This window comes from Amycolatopsis methanolica 239 (assembly GCF_000739085.1).
GTDB lineage: Bacteria > Actinomycetota > Actinomycetes > Mycobacteriales > Pseudonocardiaceae > Amycolatopsis_E > Amycolatopsis_E methanolica.
In genome coordinates this window covers 5,278,371-5,294,578 of the sequence record NZ_CP009110.1, presented here as the reverse complement: position 1 = coordinate 5,294,578, position 16,208 = coordinate 5,278,371, and the positions used below count along the sequence as shown (strand labels likewise).

15 protein-coding genes are annotated in these 16,208 nt (G+C 70.4%); 9 read left to right on the top strand and 6 right to left on the bottom strand.

Features of this window, described 5'->3' with window-relative positions:
• Positions 1-71: 71 nt before the first annotated feature.
• Positions 72-2,006 (bottom strand): asparagine synthase (glutamine-hydrolyzing), encoded by a 1,935-nt coding sequence (gene asnB / locus AMETH_RS25725; protein WP_026153366.1) that lies wholly within the window; start codon positions 2,004-2,006, stop codon positions 72-74.
• A 166-nt stretch (positions 2,007-2,172) separates the two neighbouring features.
• On the opposite strand from asnB, the gene ctaC reads away from it, so the two are divergent.
• The gene (ctaC, locus tag AMETH_RS25720) at positions 2,173-3,114 is read left to right on the top strand and encodes an aa3-type cytochrome oxidase subunit II (RefSeq protein WP_026153365.1); all 942 of its coding nucleotides are present in this window, start codon (positions 2,173-2,175) and stop codon (positions 3,112-3,114) included.
• 52 nt (positions 3,115-3,166) lie between these two features.
• Complete coding sequence (locus AMETH_RS25715; protein WP_017984060.1) at positions 3,167-3,586, top strand: cytochrome c oxidase subunit 4; 420 nt, start codon at positions 3,167-3,169, stop codon at positions 3,584-3,586.
• Positions 3,587-3,676: 90 nt separating this feature from the next.
• Here AMETH_RS25715 and trpD read toward each other — a convergent pair whose 3' ends face one another.
• The 3 genes from trpD to AMETH_RS25700 are packed head-to-tail and all read right to left on the bottom strand — an operon-like array spanning position 3,677 to position 5,633.
• Positions 3,677-4,702 carry an anthranilate phosphoribosyltransferase gene (trpD, locus tag AMETH_RS25710; protein ID WP_017984059.1) on the bottom strand — a complete coding sequence of 342 codons (1,026 nt, stop codon included), beginning with the start codon at positions 4,700-4,702 and terminating at the stop codon, positions 3,677-3,679.
• Between the two features lie 47 nt (positions 4,703-4,749).
• Entirely contained in the window at positions 4,750-5,160 is a 411-nt protein-coding gene (locus AMETH_RS25705) for a response regulator (RefSeq protein ID WP_017984058.1), read from the bottom strand.
• A gap of 41 nt (positions 5,161-5,201) precedes the next feature.
• Positions 5,202-5,633, bottom strand: coding sequence for a hypothetical protein (locus AMETH_RS25700; RefSeq protein WP_017984057.1), 432 nt, complete (start codon positions 5,631-5,633; stop codon positions 5,202-5,204).
• Positions 5,634-5,729: 96 nt separating this feature from the next.
• Here AMETH_RS25700 and ctaE point away from each other — a divergent pair, with 96 nt between their 5' ends.
• The 4 genes from ctaE to qcrB are packed head-to-tail and all read left to right on the top strand — an operon-like array spanning position 5,730 to position 10,068.
• Positions 5,730-6,359: an aa3-type cytochrome oxidase subunit III gene (gene ctaE / locus AMETH_RS25695; protein WP_026153364.1), complete on the top strand. Its 630-nt coding sequence runs from the start codon at positions 5,730-5,732 to the stop codon at positions 6,357-6,359.
• 54 nt (positions 6,360-6,413) lie between these two features.
• Positions 6,414-7,232, top strand: a complete 819-nt coding sequence (gene qcrC, locus AMETH_RS25690) for a cytochrome bc1 complex diheme cytochrome c subunit (protein WP_017984055.1) — start codon at positions 6,414-6,416, stop codon at positions 7,230-7,232.
• A gap of 5 nt (positions 7,233-7,237) precedes the next feature.
• Positions 7,238-8,401 carry a cytochrome bc1 complex Rieske iron-sulfur subunit gene (gene qcrA / locus AMETH_RS25685; RefSeq protein WP_017984054.1) on the top strand — a complete coding sequence of 388 codons (1,164 nt, stop codon included), beginning with the start codon at positions 7,238-7,240 and terminating at the stop codon, positions 8,399-8,401.
• On the top strand, positions 8,398-10,068 hold the full coding sequence (qcrB, locus tag AMETH_RS25680; RefSeq protein WP_026153363.1) for a cytochrome bc1 complex cytochrome b subunit: 1,671 nt from the start codon (positions 8,398-8,400) through the stop codon (positions 10,066-10,068). Before qcrA ends, qcrB begins: the two co-directional genes overlap by 4 nt.
• A gap of 158 nt (positions 10,069-10,226) precedes the next feature.
• On the opposite strand, the gene AMETH_RS25675 is transcribed toward qcrB, so the two are convergent.
• Together AMETH_RS25675 and AMETH_RS25670 are read right to left on the bottom strand one after the other, a co-directional pair.
• A complete protein-coding gene (locus tag AMETH_RS25675) occupies positions 10,227-10,514 on the bottom strand; it encodes an Lrp/AsnC family transcriptional regulator (RefSeq protein ID WP_017984052.1) in 288 nt (95 codons plus the stop codon).
• A gap of 53 nt (positions 10,515-10,567) precedes the next feature.
• On the bottom strand, positions 10,568-12,289 hold the full coding sequence (locus tag AMETH_RS25670) for a DEDD exonuclease domain-containing protein (protein ID WP_038532373.1): 1,722 nt from the start codon (positions 12,287-12,289) through the stop codon (positions 10,568-10,570).
• A gap of 72 nt (positions 12,290-12,361) precedes the next feature.
• On the opposite strand from AMETH_RS25670, the gene AMETH_RS25665 reads away from it, so the two are divergent.
• From AMETH_RS25665 to AMETH_RS25655, 3 genes are all read left to right on the top strand, one after another.
• Positions 12,362-13,732 carry an NYN domain-containing protein gene (locus tag AMETH_RS25665; protein WP_026153362.1) on the top strand — a complete coding sequence of 457 codons (1,371 nt, stop codon included), beginning with the start codon at positions 12,362-12,364 and terminating at the stop codon, positions 13,730-13,732.
• Positions 13,733-13,866: 134 nt separating this feature from the next.
• On the top strand, positions 13,867-14,097 hold the full coding sequence (locus AMETH_RS25660; RefSeq protein ID WP_017984049.1) for a hypothetical protein: 231 nt from the start codon (positions 13,867-13,869) through the stop codon (positions 14,095-14,097).
• A gap of 980 nt (positions 14,098-15,077) precedes the next feature.
• A complete protein-coding gene (locus tag AMETH_RS25655; RefSeq protein WP_017984048.1) occupies positions 15,078-16,133 on the top strand; it encodes a C40 family peptidase in 1,056 nt (351 codons plus the stop codon).
• Positions 16,134-16,208: the final 75 nt, after the last annotated feature.

The following is a 16,208-nucleotide window of genomic DNA, read 5'->3' as shown; positions in this document are numbered from 1 at the left end:
CTCCGACGGTCAGCAGACGAAGAAGGGCCGCAGCCGGGCGGCTGCGGCCCTTCGAACGCTCAGCTCGCGCCTCAGATGCGCACCGGGTAGACCGGCTCCGGGATCTCCGGCTTGATGCGGTGCTCGATGAAGATGCCGTGCCAGATCATGAACACCAGCAGCGCCCAGATCCGCCTGCTGTGGTCCAGCGTGCCCGCCTTGTGCTCGTCCAGCAGGCGCTGCACGGCCAGCTTGTCCAGCAGCTCACCGGTTTGCGAATCGGCGATGATGCCGCGCGCCCAGTCGTACATCTCGTCCCGCAGCCACAGCCGGATCGGCACCGGGAAGCCCAGCTTGCGCCGGTTGAGCACGTGCGCGGGCACGATGCCCTCCAGCGCGCGGCGCAGCGCGTACTTCGTGGTCTCCTTGGTGATCTTCTGGTCCAGCGGGATGCCGGCCGCGACCTTGAACACCTCCGCGTCCAGGAACGGCACCCGCAGCTCCAGCGAGTTCGCCATGGTCATCTTGTCGGCCTTGACCAGGATGTCGCCGCGCAGCCAGGTGAACAGGTCCACGTGCTGCATCCGCGCGACCGGGTCCCAGTTCGCCGACGTGCGGTAGTGCTCGGCGGTGACGTCCTTGTGGCCGACGCCCTCCTGGAACGTCTTCAGCACCCCGCGCAGCTGGTCGTCGCGGAAGATGCGGGCGTTGCCGTAGTAGCGCTCCTCCAGCGGCAGCGCGCCGCGGCGCAGCAGGTCCTTGCCGCGCGTGCCCTCCGGGATCCGCTCCGACACCTTGCCGATCACCTTGCGCAGGCTGCCCGGCACCTTCTCGAACGGCGCGAGCGACAGCGGCTCGTTGTAGATCGTGTAGCCGCCGAACAGCTCGTCCGAGCCCTCGCCGGACAGCACCGCCTTGACGTGCTTGCGCGCCTCCCGCGCGATGAACCACAACGGCACCAGCGCCGGGTCGGCCACCGGGTCGTCGAGGTACCAGACGATGAGCGGCAGGGCCTCCATCATCTCGTCGGCCGACACCGTCCGGATGACGTGCTTCACGCCGATCGCCGCCGCGGACTCGGCCGCCACGTCGACCTCGGAGTAGCCCTCGCGCTCGAACCCGGTGGTGAACGCGATCAGGTTCGGGTTGTGCTCCTTGGCCAGCGCCGCGATCGCGGTCGAGTCGATGCCGCCGGACAGGAACGTGCCGACGGTGATGTCCGGGTCGGCGATCATGTGCCTGCCGACCGAGTCGCGCATCACGTCGCGGATCCGCTCGTGCAGGATCTTCGCCTCGGCCTCGCCGCGAACCGGCTTCGCGGCGAACTCCGGGAAGAAGTAGCGCTCGATCTTCGGGGCGCCGCCGGGGGAGACGGTGAACGAGGTGCCGGACTCGATGCGGCGGATGCGCGTGTGCAGCGTCTCCGGCTCCGGCACGTACTGCAGCGTCAGGTAGTGCTGAAGCGCGGTCCGGTCCAGTTGCTTGGTGATCCCCAGCACGCCGGAGAGCTCCAGCAGCGACTTCTTCTCGCTGGAGAACGCCGTGCCGCCGGGCCCGTGCGTGTAGAACAGCGGCTTGATGCCGAACGGATCACGTGCGCCGAAGATCACCTTCTCCTCGGCGTCCCAGATCAGGAACGCGAACATCCCGCGCAGCTTCGACACCGCGGCGCGGCCCCAGTGGTGGTAGGCCGCGACGATCGCCTCGCCGTCGCCCTCTGTGGCGAACTTCGCACCGTGCTCTGCCGTGAGCTGTTCCCGCAGCTCACGGTAGTTGTAGATCTCGCCGTTGAAGTTGAGCGTGTACCGGTTCGGCGACTCCGGCGGACCCCACGTCAGCGGCTGGTGGGCGTGCTCGACGTCGATGAACGCGAGCCGGTTGAAGCCGTAGACGACCTCGCCGTCGGTCCAGGTGTCGCGCTCGTCGGGACCGCGATGACGCTGGCAGCGCATGGCTTCGCCGACCGCGTCACGCGCGTTGACCGCGTCGTTCTCAGTGGCACACACCAGTCCAAGCAGGCCGCACACGGATATTCACACCTCGAGGTCGTGGCCGGATGTCGAGCGCCCAGTATGCCCGCAGCCTCCGCCGCGAACGGTCACCCCTTGGGCTGCGGATCGCGGTAGCTCGGCTAGGCTCCCGCTGGTAAGCCAGAAATCGTCAAGGAGGCCTGGGTTGAAAGGGCGCTGCGCAGTGGGCAGGGATGAGCGCACTCCGGCATCACGTTCGGCGAAAGTGGGTAAGGTCGCCGCGCTGGCCGGGCTCGTCGCGCTCCTGGCGACCGGGTGCTCCGGTGACGAGGTGCTGCGGTTCGGGTGGCCCGTCGGCGTGACCAAGGAGTCCGAGGACATGCGCGTCCTCTGGACCTGGTCCGTGATCGCCGCGCTCGTCGTCGGTGTGATCGTGTGGGGCCTGATCTTCTGGTCGGTCGCGTTCCACCGGAAGAAGAAGACCGACGGCCCCGGCGACCTGCCGCGGCAGTTCCAGTACAACGTGCCGCTCGAGCTGTTCTGCGTCGTGCTGCCGCTCGTGATGGTCTGCGTGCTGTTCTTCTTCACCGCGACCACCGAGAGCAAGGTGCTGGCCGAGGAGCCGGACCCGGACGTCACGGTCGACGTGATCGCGTTCCAGTGGAACTGGGAGTTCGACTACCCGAGCGCCCCGAAGGACGCCAACGGCCAGGTCGTCAAGACCGTCGGCAGCTCGAGCGAGATCCCGATCCTGGTCCTGCCCGTGGGCAAGCGCATCCAGTACAACCTGCGCTCCGCGGACGTCATCCACTCGTTCTGGGTGCCGGAGTTCCACTTCAAGCGGGACGTGTTCCCGGACCCGGAGAAGAACAACCAGGACCCGTCGTTCCAGAACACGATCGACCGGGCCGGTGCGTTCGTCGGCCGCTGCGCCGAGCTGTGCGGCACCTACCACTCGGGCATGAACTTCGAGGTCCGGGCGCTGCCCGCCGACCAGTTCGACCGGTACATCCAGCTGCGCACCCAGATCAACCCGGCCACCGGGCAGCCGAACACCACCGCCGAGGCGCTGGCCGCGCTGAACTGCGGCGAGCTGTGCGCGCCGCAGGCGACCACGACGAAGCCGTTCAACACCGACCGCACGCTGCGGACGCAGTCCGGCTGAGCCGGTTGGTTCCCGTGGGTGTTGGAAGCATGAGCACAGTGAGGACAGCGTCATGAAGGTCGAAGCCCGGATTTTCGACTTGGTCACCGCTTTCGCGTTCTTCATCGCGATCGTGTACGGCGTGTGGACCGGCCTGGCCAGTGGCTACGGCGTCGAGCCGGTCGGCCTGGTCGCCCTGATCCTGACCGGCGGACTGTCCCTCCTGGCGGGCAGCTACATGCGGTTCGTCGGCCGCCGGATCGAACCGCGTCCCGAGGACCGCGACGACGCCGAGATCAGCGACGGCGCCGGTGAGATGGGCTTCTTCAGCCCGGGCAGCTACTGGCCGATCGGGCTGGCCGCCTCGGCCGCGTTCGTCGGCCTCGGCCTCGCGTTCTTCCACATCTGGATGCTGGTCGTCGGCGGCATCCTGATCCTGCTCACGGTCGGCGGCCTGGTGTTCGAGTACCACACCGGCCCCAACCACGAGTGATCTGATCCGCGAAAAGGGCCCGCCCGGTGGTTTTCCACCGGGCGGGCCCTTTTCGTTGTGGAGTGCGGGAAGTCACCCCGGCTCCTCAGCTCAGCGGAAAGCCGCCCAGCGGGCCAGCAGATCCGCCACAGCGCCGGAATCCACGGCCTCCGCGGCCCGCGTCAGCCCCGCCGCGAGATCGTCCGTCAGCGACGAACTGAACCCGGCGTGCGCGGCCAGCGCCCCGGCCGCGTTCAGCAGCACCGCGTCCCGCACCGGACCCGGCTTGCCGGCCACCAGTTCACGTACCACCTCGGCGTTGGCTGCCGGGTCGCCACCCCGCAGGTCTTCCGCCCTGGCGCGTGCGATGCCCAGCTCGGCCGGATCCAGCGACTCGGCCCGCACCGATCCGCCGGACACGACCCACACCGAACTGGTCGTCGTGGTGGTGAGCTCGTCGAGGCCGTCGTCCCCGCGGACCACCAGCGTCGAGGTGCCCCGGCCTGCGAACACCCGCGCCAGCACCTCCGTCTTGTCCGGGAACGCGCACCCGATCAGCCCGGCCGTCGGCTGCGCCGGGTTCGTCAGCGGCCCCAGCAGGTTGAACGCGGTCGGCACCCCCAGCTCGCGGCGCGGCGCACCGGCGTGGCGGAACCCGGGGTGGAACACCGGCGCGAAGCAGAATCCGATGCCCAGCTCGTCGACGCACCGCTGCACCCCCTCCGGCGGCAGGTCGATCGCCACCCCGAGGGCCTCCAGCACGTCCGCTGTCCCGGCCTTCGACGACGCCGCCCGGTTGCCGTGCTTCACCACCGGCACCCCGGCGGCCGCGGTGACCAGCGAGGCCATCGTCGAGATGTTCACCGACCCGGACCGGTCGCCACCGGTGCCGACGATGTCGACCGCGTCCCGCGCGATCCGCACCCGGCGCGCGTGCGACAGCATCGCGTCCGCGAGGCCGGTGATCTCGTCCGGCGTCTCGCCCTTGGCGCGCAGTGCGACCAGGAAACCGCCGACCTGGGCCGGCGTGGCCTCCCCGGACATCACCTGGTCCATCGCCCACGCGGTGTCCTCCGCGGAGAGGTCGGCGCCGGCGATCAGCTGGTTGAGCAGCGTGGGCCAAGTCTGCGTGCCCATGGTCACCTTTCACGGCCGGCGAACCGGCCTCATTCGGTCGCGGCGCCTCAGCCCCGGACGACCGGGACCCGGCGGGCCCGCAGCACGTCCGCGACCGTCTCCGCCGCGGTCAGCGGGTCGAGCGGATGGACCAGGACGGCGTCGGCCTGCGACCAGGTCGCCAGCCAGCGGTCGTCCTTGCGCCGCACGGCGATCACGATGGGCGGGCAGTCGTCGATCTCGTTCTTCAACTGCCTGCACAGCCCGATGCCGCCGGTCGGCTGGGCCTCGCCGTCCAGGATCGCCAGATCGACCGCGCCCTCGTCCATCTCGGCCAGCACATCGGCCACTCCGGCGGCCTCGACGTAGTCGACCCGGCCCAGGTCGGTGGCGGGCCTGCGGCCGACCGCCGTGATGATCGACTCCCGCACTTCGGGACGATGGCTGAACACCAGGATCCGCGTGGACTGTTCGGACAAGTCGACCCTCCGGCTTCGTCGCTGTACTGGTCGTGTCGATGCTAGCCGTCCCGGCCGGTTCCACCCAGGCCCATCGGCTGTAGCGCGTCCCAGCCGAGCCAGTCGCCGTCCAGCCGCTGCGCCAGCCCCGCCATCCGGGCCCGTTCCTGGGCGCAGTGCAGCGCGTCGAGCTTCTGCACGCGCAGCGCGTGCACCCGGACGGGGCCTTCGCCGCCGGGCCCGGGGCGCAGCTCCCACCCGTCCTGGGCGAGCACCGACGCGGCCTCGGTGACCCGATCCGGTGGCAGCACGAGGTGGTGGCGCAGAATCGCCGGTTCGTCCGCCCGCCAGAGGTGTGATCTGCCCAGCACCGCCGAGTCGGCCTCGGCGACGTCGAAGGCCTCGGCCACGACGACGACACCCTCGGTGTCCACGGTGAGGTCCGGCCCGCCACGCTTTCGCAGCAGGTCACGAACCCGATCGATGAATCCCACGCCCTGATACTCACCCTCCGCGTTCGTCGCTGTGACCAACACCCCCGGCGCGGCGTGCCGGACCCGACCAAGCAGGTCGCTTCGCAGGGAGACATAATGCGACCCGTGACAACGGCAGCTCCCACCATCAGCCAGCGGGTGCACTCGCTGAACCGGCCGAACATGGTCAGCGTCGGCACGATCGTGTGGCTCTCCAGCGAGCTCATGTTCTTCGCCGGGCTGTTCGCGATGTTCTTCACGGTCAAGGCGCAGAACAGCACGGGGGTCTGGCCGCCGATCAACCCGGCGACCGACGAGCCCATCCACCTCGACATCCCGTACGCGCTGCCCTTCACCATCATCCTGGTGGCGTCGTCGTTCACCTGCCAGCTCGGCGTGTTCGCCGCCGAGCGCGGTGACGTCTACGGGCTGCGCCGCTGGTACGTCATCACCCTGATCATGGGCGCGATCTTCGTCGCCGGTCAGGCTGGTGAGTACGTCACGCTCGTCGAGGAGGGCGTGACCATCCCGTCCGGTGCCTTCGGCACGGTGTTCTTCCTGGCGACCGGTTTCCACGGTCTGCACGTGATCGGTGGTCTCGTCGCCTTCGTCTTCTTGCTCATCCGCACCAAGCTGAGCAAGTTCACCCCCGCGCAGGCGACCTCGGCGATCGTCGTGTCCTACTACTGGCACTTCGTCGACATCGTGTGGATCGGCCTGTTCGCGGTCATCTACATCATCCCGTGACCGCGCCAGCCACCCCATGGACCGGCCTGAACTGACAGCAAGGGTTGCCGAAGAATGACCACCAGCAAGAACACCTCCAGGCGCCGCTTCGGCGCCCGCACCAAGCTGCGCCGCCGCATCGCCGGCGCGCTCGCGCTCGGTGTGGCGCTGGTCGGCGCCGGACTGGGCTACGCCCTCCTGGTGCCGCAGCCGCAGACCGCGCAGGCGCAGGACGACCCGGCGCAGCTGCGCCTCGGCCAGCAGGTCTACAACAACAGCTGCATCAGCTGCCACGGAGCGAACCTGCAGGGCGTCGAGGACCGCGGCCCGAGCCTGATCGGCGTCGGTGACGCGGCGGTGTACTTCCAGACCTCGTCCGGCCGCATGCCCGCGGTCCGCCAGGAGGCGCAGGCCGAGCGCAAGCCGGCCAAGCTGACCCCCGAGGAGATCGACGCGGTCGGCGCGTACATCCAGGCCAACGGCGGCGGCCCGGAGCGGCCCGCCGAGTCCGGCGAGGCGCTGCGCGGTGACAACCCGGCGCGCGGTGGCGAGCTGTTCCGCCTCAACTGCGCGTCGTGCCACAACTTCACCGGCCAGGGCGGCGCCCTGTCCGCGGGCAAGTTCGCGCCGGAGCTCGGCCCGGCCAGCGAAGAGCAGATCTACACGGCGATGCTGAGCGGTCCGCAGAACATGCCGAAGTTCTCCGACCGGCAGCTCACCCCCGAGGAGAAGCGGGACATCGTCGCCTACGTCAAGTCCGTGTCCGACGGGAACAACAACCCCGGCGGCAACGGCCTGGGCGGTCTTGGGCCTGCCTCGGAGGCGCTCGTCGCGTGGATCGTCGGCATCGGCGCCATCGTCGGCGTGACTTTGTGGATTGGATCGAGGGCATGACTAGCATGGAAGAGCACCCGGGCGCCGGGCGCGAGCCGGGGGTTCCCCAGCCTTCCGAGGCCGAACTGGCCGAGATGGACCGCGACCAGCTGGTCAAGCTGGGCACCAAGCTCGACGGCGTCGAACTGGTCGACTACCCGGACCCGTGGCCGGTCAAGGGAACCCGCGCGGAGAAGCGCGCGGAGCGGGTCGTGGCGCTGTGGTTCACCATCGCGGCGCTGGCCGGTCTCGGCTTCCTGGTGACCATCTGCTGGCCGGAGTGGTGGGAGTACAAGGCTCCGGACACCGGCCAGTACGAGCGGTACGCGCTGTACACGCCCGTCCTGGGCTTCACGCTCGGCCTGTCGATCCTCGCGCTGGGAATCGGCGTGCTGCTCTACACGAAGCGGTTCATCCCGAGCGAGCTCGCGGTGCAGGAGCGCCACGACGGCGACGGCAAGGGCTCGGCCGAGATCGACCGCAAGACGATCGTCGCGCAGCTGGCCGACGCCGGTAACCGCAGCACGATCGGCCGCCGTTCGCTGGTCAAGCGCACCGCAGGCCTCGGCGTCGGCGTGATGGGCCTCGGCCTGGTCGCGCTGCCGGTCGCGTCGTTCATCAAGAACCCGTGGAAGGACCCCGAGTCCAAGGACAACCTGGCCCACACCGCGTGGAAGCCGGAGTACCCGGGGGAGGTCGTCTACCTGCGCCGCTACACCGGCAAGGCCGACGAGGTCGTCCTGCTGCGCCCCGAGGACCTGGACGCCGGCGCGATGGAGACGGTGTACCCGTTCCGCGAGAGCGAGCGCGGCGACCACGAGAAGCTCGCCGCGGTCTTCATGCGCTCGGACGCCCCGGTCATGCTGATCCGCCTGCGTCCCGAGGACGCCCAGCGGGTCGTCAAGCGCGAGGGCCAAGAGGACTTCAACTTCGGCGACTACTACGCCTACACGAAGATCTGCAGCCACGTCGGCTGCCCGACTTCGCTGTACGAGCAGCGGACCAACCGGATCCTGTGCCCGTGCCACCAGTCGCAGTTCGACGCCCTGCACTACGCCAAGCCCGTCTTCGGCCCGGCGACCCGCGCGCTTGCGCAGTTGCCCATCACGGTCAACGATGAGGGTTACTTCGTGGCGCGGGGAGACTTCATCGAGCCGGTCGGCCCCGCCTATTGGGAGCGCAAGTCATGAGTTCACTCACCACGCCGACACGGGGCTCCAGCATGCTGGAGCGGCACGCCGCCGAGGCCGCGAACAACATGGACCAGCGGTACCGTCTGGCCAAGGGCCTGCGGCACCAGATGAACAAGGTCTTCCCGACCCACTGGTCGTTCCTGCTCGGTGAGATCGCGCTCTACAGCTTCATCGTCGTGATCATCACGGGTGTCTACCTGACCCTGTTCTTCGATCCGTCGATGGCCGAGGTCGTCTACAACGGGCCGTTCAAGAACTTGCAGGGCGTCGAGATGTCCCGCGCGTTCCAGACGACCCTGGAGATCTCGTTCGAGGTCCGCGGCGGTCTGTTCGTCCGGCAGCTGCACCACTGGGCCGCGCTGGTGTTCGTCGCGGCGATGATGGTGCACATGTTCCGGATCTTCTTCACCGGAGCGTTCCGCAGGCCGCGCGAGGCCAACTGGGTCATCGGCGCGCTGCTGCTGATCCTCGGCATGTTCGAGGGCTTCTTCGGCTACTCGCTGCCGGACGACCTGCTGTCGGGCACCGGTATCCGCGCCACCCTGTCGGGCATCGTGCTCTCGGTGCCGATCATGGGCACCTGGCTGCACTGGGCGCTGTTCGGTGGGGAGTTCCCCGGCGACGAGATCGTGCCGCGCATGTACACGCTGCACATCCTGCTGCTGCCGGGCATCATGCTCGCGCTGGTCGGTGTGCACCTGGCGCTGGTCTGGTACCAGAAGCACACCCAGTTCCCGGGCGTGCGGCGCAAGGAGACCAACGTCGTCGGCGTGCGGATCATGCCGGTGTTCGCCGCGAAGGCCGGCGCGTTCTTCGTCATCGTCACCGGCATCCTGTCGATCATGGCGGGCATCTTCCAGATCAACCCGATCTGGAACCTGGGCCCGTACAACCCGGGGCAGGTGTCGGCGGGCTCGCAGCCGGACTGGTACCTCGCCTGGGCCGACGGCATGCTGCGGATCTTCCCCGCGTGGGAGCTGTACCTGGGCAACTACACGGTCCCGGCGGTGTTCTTCGCGGGCGCGGTCTGGATGCCGATCCTGTTCGCGCTGCTGATCGGCTACCCGTTCATCGAACGGAAGCTGTCCGGCGACACCGCGCACCACAACCTGCTGCAGCGCCCGCGTGACGCACCGGTCCGCACCTCGATCGGCATGATGGCGCTGGCGTTCTTCATGGTGATCGAGCTGTCCGGGTTCAACGACATCATCGCGGACAAGTTCAACATCTCCCTGAACGCGACGACGTGGGCCGGTCGCATCGGCATCCTGGTGCTGCCGCCGCTGGCGTACTTCATCACCTACCGGATCTGCCTCGGCCTGCAGCGGTCCGACCGGGAGGTGCTGGAGCACGGCATCGAGACCGGCATCATCAAGCGCCTGCCGCACGGTGAGTTCATCGAGATCCACCAGCCGCTGGGCGGTGTGGACGACCACGGCCACGCCATCCCGCTGGAGTACCAGGGCGCGGCGGTGCCGAAGAAGATGAACAAGCTCGGCGCGGCCGGGCGTGCGGTGCCGGGCACCCTGCTGGCGCCGGACCCGGTGGAGGAGACGTCGGCGCTCGACCGCGCCCGCGGCGACGGGCACGGCGACGGCCACGTCCCCGGCGAGCTGCCCGAGAAGGGTGAGGTCCCCTCGGGCTGGAAGACGCCGGACCACTAGTCATGTTTCGGGAGTGGCTTGCGTGGTGGTGCGGGTAGCGGAACCTGAGGCGGTGCCGGTTGACGGCCCACCGCAAGCGGCTCCGCCGCTCCTGAAACACACCTAGTCCACGAGAAAGGGCCCCGGGTTTCGCCCCGGGGCCCTTTCTCGTGTGGTCGTCAGTCGGCGTCCTCGACGCCGATCGCGAACGCGGACTCGGTGTCGGCGGTGGAGTAGGACCGGAACGCGATGTGCGTGTCGGTGTCGATCACGCCCGGCACCTTGCCGATCTTGGCCGGGATGAGGTCGGCGAGCTCCTCGTGGGCGTGCACCCGCACGATCGCGATCAGGTCGACCTCCCCGGCGCACGAGTACACCTCCGTCACGCCGTCGATGTCGGCGATCGCGTGCGCGGTCTCCGGGATGCTGTCCGCCACGGCATGGATCAGCACGATCGCGGTGATCACTCGCGTCCTCCTCGCGTAATTGGGTAGCGCGGCGATCGTAGCTCCCCGCGTCCTTACCCGGCCTGCTCGAGCGACACGGCGGCGGCGACCTGTTCCAGCCAGCCGCGCCACGGCCCGGCGGCGTGGGCGGGCTCCGACCAGGGCACAGCCGTGCGCACCAGGCGGACGCCGGGCCGGGTGAGCCAGTGCAGCAGGATCGATGTCTCCTCCGGCGGCGCCCCGTACAGCGGCCCCGGGCCGGGTTCGACCGTCTCCGCCGACGCCACGAGCTGCTCGACCACCGGCATCGGCGGCACGCCGCGGCGGGCCACTCCGGCTGAGGCCAGCCTGCCGTGCCGGATCACCGCGAACTCCCACCCGCGGTTGCCGTCCGGGGCCGCGGCGACCAGTTCTGGGATCGCGGCCAGCGCGGACAGCCGGTGTGCCCGGTCGACGGCGCGCACCAGCACGGCGAGCTCGTCCCGCCGCCGCGCGGCCTGCTCGAAATGCTCGGCCCCGGCCAGGTCGTCGAGCTGGCGGCGCGCGGACTCCAGCGGCCGGGTGCCGCGCCCGGCGACCAGGTCGACGATCGCGTGCACGCCGGGGGAGTACTCCTCGACGCTCTGGCGGCCGGCGCACGGCGCCCCGCACCGGCCGAGCTCGGCGAGCGCGCACGGCCGGCCGGACGGCGAGTGCGCGGAGATCCGTTGGGTGCACGTCCGCAGACCGACGGCGCCGGCCAGCGCGTCCGCCGCGATCTTGGCCGTCACCTGCGACGAGAACGGCCCGAGCGCGCCGTCCTTGGGCAGCCGCACCACGGACAGGCGCGGGAAGGCCTCGTCGGTGAGCACGATCCACCACGACTTGCGCGGGTTCTTGGAGCGGCGGTTGTAGGAGGGCCGGTGCGCGGCGATCAGCCGCAACTCGCGGACCTGGGCCTCCAGCGCGTGGCTGCACTCGATGCCGTCCACCCGCTCGGCGAGGGCGACCATCTCGCGGATCCGGCCACGGCTCTCCGAACCGGTGAAGTACTGGCGCACCCGGCGGCGCAGGTTGGTCGCCGTCCCGACGTACAGGACCTCGTCGCCCGGCCCGCGGAACAGGTACACGCCCGGGCGTTCCGGCAGGTGGGCCGCCATTCCGCGCTTGCGCCGCTGGGCCGGCGTCACCTCGGGCAGGTAGTCGAGCAGTTCCTCCAGCGACTGCACCCCGACGTTGCCGACCCGCTCCAGCAGCGCGTGCAGCACGTGCACGGTGGCGCGGGCGTCGTCCAGCGCCCGGTGGTTCGGCGTGACAGGCGAGCCGAACAGGGCGGCCAGCGCGGAGAGCCGGAAGCTGGGGCTGTCCTGCCTGGTCAGCACGCGGCGCGCGAGCCGGACCGTACACACCACCGCGGGCTTCGGCCACGGGTAGCCGTGGTGCAGGCAGGCCGCGCGCATGAACGACGTGTCGAACGGCGCGTTGTGCGCGACCAGCACCGCGCCGCTGGCGAACTCCAGGAACGCGGGCAGCACGCGGTCGATCTTCGGCGCGTCGTGCAGCATCGCCGAGGTGATGCCGGTCAGCGCCACGATCTGCGGCGGGACGGGCATCCCGGGGTCGACGAGGGTGGCGAACTCACCCAGCACCTCCCCGCCGCGGACCTTGACCGCGCCGATCTCGGTAATGCCGTCCGGGCCCGGCTTGGTCCCGGTCGTCTCCAGGTCGAACACGACGAACGTGGTATCCCGAAGCGGCGTGCCGAGTTCGTCGAAGGTCAGTTGCGCGCCGTCCGCGAGTTGCATGATCGGCACCATAAGGAGGGGGACCGACAATCCCGGATCACGGCACGAACGGTGATCGTTACCGAAGCGGACTACCCTGAACGGATGTTTCCCTCAGTGCACGCCGAAGAGCCCGAAGACCCCGGTCTCCGGGCGCCCGCGGCGAGCGCGCGCCCGGAGCCGGACGCCAAGTCCGTGAACTGGCGCGATCTGCCGGAGCCGGTGCGCGGCCGGCTCGCCGAGCTGGCCGCCGAGGCACTGGGGAAGATCCCGCGCATCGACATCCCGCAGCAGCTGCGGCCGGTCGCGAAGTTCGCCCCGGCGAAGCGCGCGAAGCTGGGCGGTGCGGCGCTCCTCACAACCCTGGAGGATTCGACCGCGTTCCGCACCGCCGTCCTGGAGTGGGTGCGCGAGTACCGGCCCGACGCGCTCGACCCGAACGACCCGGACCCGGTGGCCGCCGCGGTGGCGGCCGTCCTGCTCGGCGAGGCCAGCGCGGCCACCCGCGTGCGGCTGCTGGTCAAGAACGCGGCGGAGACGGCGCTGCGGGCCGAGCGCGACGCCGCAGTGGCGCGCAACCAGCGGCTGGAGGCGGAGCTCGCACGGGTGCGCGAGGAGCTGGCGGAGGCGCGGGAGGCGATCGAGGGCGCCCGCCTAGAGCGCGAGGAGGAGCTGGCGAAGCTGCGCAACCGCCTGCGCGAGCAGGGCACGCAGCTGCGGCAGGCCAAGGACGCCGCCGAAGAGGCGCGTGAGCTGCTGGCGCAGGCCGATGTGCGGCGAGAGCAGGAGGTGGCCGAGGTGACCGCTCAGCTGGAGCGTGAGCGGCAGCGCGCGGCTTCCGAGCGGGCGCGGGCCGAACGGGCGGCGGCGGACGCGGAGATCGCGCGCCAGTCCGCGAAGGAGGCCCGCGAGGCCGACGAGGTGCGCCTGTCGCTGCTCGTGGACACGCTGCAGGGCGCGGTGTCGGGGTTGCGGCGGGAGCTGTCGCTGGACACCAGCGCGCGGCGCCCGGCGGACACCGTGCTGGGCGCTTCGCCGGGAACCGGGGCCGGGCGGCAGGTGCGGGACCCGGCGGCGCTGGACCGGCTGCTCGCGTTGCCGAGCGTCCACCTGATCGTCGACGGCTACAACGTCACCAAGACCGGCTACCCGGAGCTGACACTGGCCGACCAGCGGAACCGACTGGTGCAGCAGCTCGGGGCGCTGGCGGCGCGGACGGGCGCGGAGATCACGGTGGTGTTCGACGGCGCCGAGGTGATGTCGGTGCCGACCGTGAGCGCCCGCGGGGTGCGCGTGTTGTTCTCCGACCCCGGCGTGATCGCGGACGACGTGATCCGGTCGCTGGTCGCGGCCGAGCCGCAGGGACGCCCGCTAGTGGTGGCCTCCACCGATCGCGGGGTGGCCGACTCGGTGCGGCGAGCGGGGGCGCACCCGGTGGCTTCGGCGGTGCTTCTGGCGCGTCTCGGACGGGTCTAGAGATCTTTTTGGCCGGTTTTTTCGCAGGTCAGCGGTTTTCTCGTGCACCGTTGGTCCATTCGTTCGATACGCGAGCCCGAAATTGTCGGTGGTCACTCGTACCGTGCATCCCAGTAGCGACGAGGAGGCACGCCATGAACGACAACACCGTGATCATCGAGTGCAACCGGTGCACGCTGAGGGGCCGCGTCTGCGGCGACTGCATGCTGAGCGCTGTGGTCGACGCCCCGCCGGTCGTCGAACTCGACTTCGAGGAACTGGCCGCGGTCGAGTTGCTCGCCGACGCCGGCCTGGTGCCCCCGCCACGGACGATCTCCCGGGGCCGCCGCCCGCACGTGCGGCTGCCCGAGCGCCGCGCCGGCTGACGCACGCCCATCGGGCGCCCCCCGGGTGGATGGGGAACGACCGGACCCGTTCGTGGGCGGTTGCTCTGCTGGCGATTGCCCTCGCCAGGCGGCCAGGGGCCTGGCGCGTGGCAGCAGGCGTCTCGCGTGCATGGGTCGCCTAGAGATGACCGAGTGCGCGGCAGTGCCCTGCGTCTGCGGGGGCAGGCACGAAGCCGTGGCCGGTTTGTTCAGCGGCAGGCATCAGCCGCGGGGGAGTGGGGCGACGCGCCGTGTCGGGCGGCGGAGCCCCACCGCGGCGGCCGGGCGGCGCAAGCCGCGTCTCCGATTCCCCGAAGGAGAAACGGGTCGCTGTCGAGCGCCAACGGGCGCCTGGGGTGGGGCGAGTGCCAGAGACGACCGAGCACGCGGCAGTGCTCTGCGTCTGCCGGGGCGGGCACGAAGCCGTGGCCGGTTTGCTCAGCGGCACGGCATCAGCCGCGGGGAGCAGAACGCCGCGCCGTGCCGGGCGGCCGCTGTGCACCCGAATGACCCCACCCTCGGCGGCAGGGGACCCACCGCGACCCCGACACGCCGAAGGCGATAAACGGTCGCTTCGCGCGGCAAACGGTCAGTAGTCGTGATCCTGCTGACTGTTGTCTTGGTCACACCCACAGGGGAACTGCTGGTCCGAACGGGAAGAGAGGTGATTACGCAAAGTTTTTACCTGGTGCCTGGTGGACGCGGCGGCGGTCGTTTCGTAACCTGGCCGAGATCTCGCGCCCGGCAGCCGTCGCGCCCGCGGCGGCGACGCGAGATTGTCGCCGTAGCAGCTTGTCGGGGAGCTGTGCCGGACCCACGCATGGACCCAAGATGCGCTACCCCCTGCGTCTGGACATGCCGGGTTACCGTCGTAGACCGGTTTCGGGTGCTTGTGTCCGCCCGCGCCGGTGCGCGTGGAGGGTCCCCCGACCTCCTGCGACGGCCGGCGGCGACATGAGTGCAAAGGAGACACGCGCGGCGTGCAGTCGCAACCCATCAAGCGCGTGGTCGCAGGAGCCCTCGCCGCCGCCGCGGTACTCGCGGTCGGTGGTTTCCCCACGGCTCCGGCCGGCGCGGTCCCCCTCCCCGCCCCACAGCAGCCCACCACCTCGTCGGACGCCCTGGCGCAGTACCGGCAGCTCGCCGCACAGGCCGAGCAGCTGAACGAGGAGGCCATGCAGGCGCAGGCCGACCTCGACGCCAAGCAGGCCGACCTGGACCGGGCCAACGCCGACCTGGCGGCCGCCAACGCGGCCGGTCAGCAGGCGCTCACCGCGAAGAACCAGTACCAGGGCGTGGTCGACCAGTTCGCCGACGCCTCGTTCGTCGGTGGCGTGCAGTTCAACAAGTTGTCCGCCTTGCTGAACGGCACCTCGGCGCAGGACTTCCTGGAACGCTCCTCCGCTCTGGAAGTGCTCGCCGACGAGAAGAACAAGGCGCTCGCCGACTACAACGCGGCGATCCAGGCGGCTGCCGACGCCCAGGCCGCGGCAGCCGACGCCCAGACGCGCTCGCAGGTCGCCAAGGACGCGGCCGCGACGCTGCTGAACGACCTGCACGCCCGGCAGGCCGCGCTGCAGACGCAGCTCGACCAGCTGGACCAGGCGCGCCAGCGGCTCACCGCGTCCGAGCGTGCCGCGCAGAAGGACACGGGCGGCCTCGCGCCGAACGTGCCCGCCCCGACGGCCGCCGCCCAGGAGGCGATCGACGTCGCGTTGAGCAAGCTCGGCAGCCCGTACGGCTGGGGCGACACCGGCCCCAGCTCGTTCGACTGCTCGGGCCTGACGCTGTACGCCTACAAGGCGGCCGGCATCACTCTGCCGCGGACGAGCCAGCAGCAGGCCACGGTCGGCGTCGCGGTCTCGCGCGCCCAGCTGCAGCCCGGTGACCTGGTGTTCTTCGGTTCGCCGATCCACCACGTGGGCATCTACCTCGGCGACGGCAAGATGGTGCACGCCCCCGAGACCGGGGACGTCGTCAAGATCTCGCCGCTGCAGAACAACTACGTCTCGGCCCGCCGCGTCGCGGTGAGCTGAGTTCGGCACCCGACAGGGGCGGCACCGGCGACAGCCGGCGCCGCCCCTGACTCGTTCCCGGGGCTGCCGCCCCCG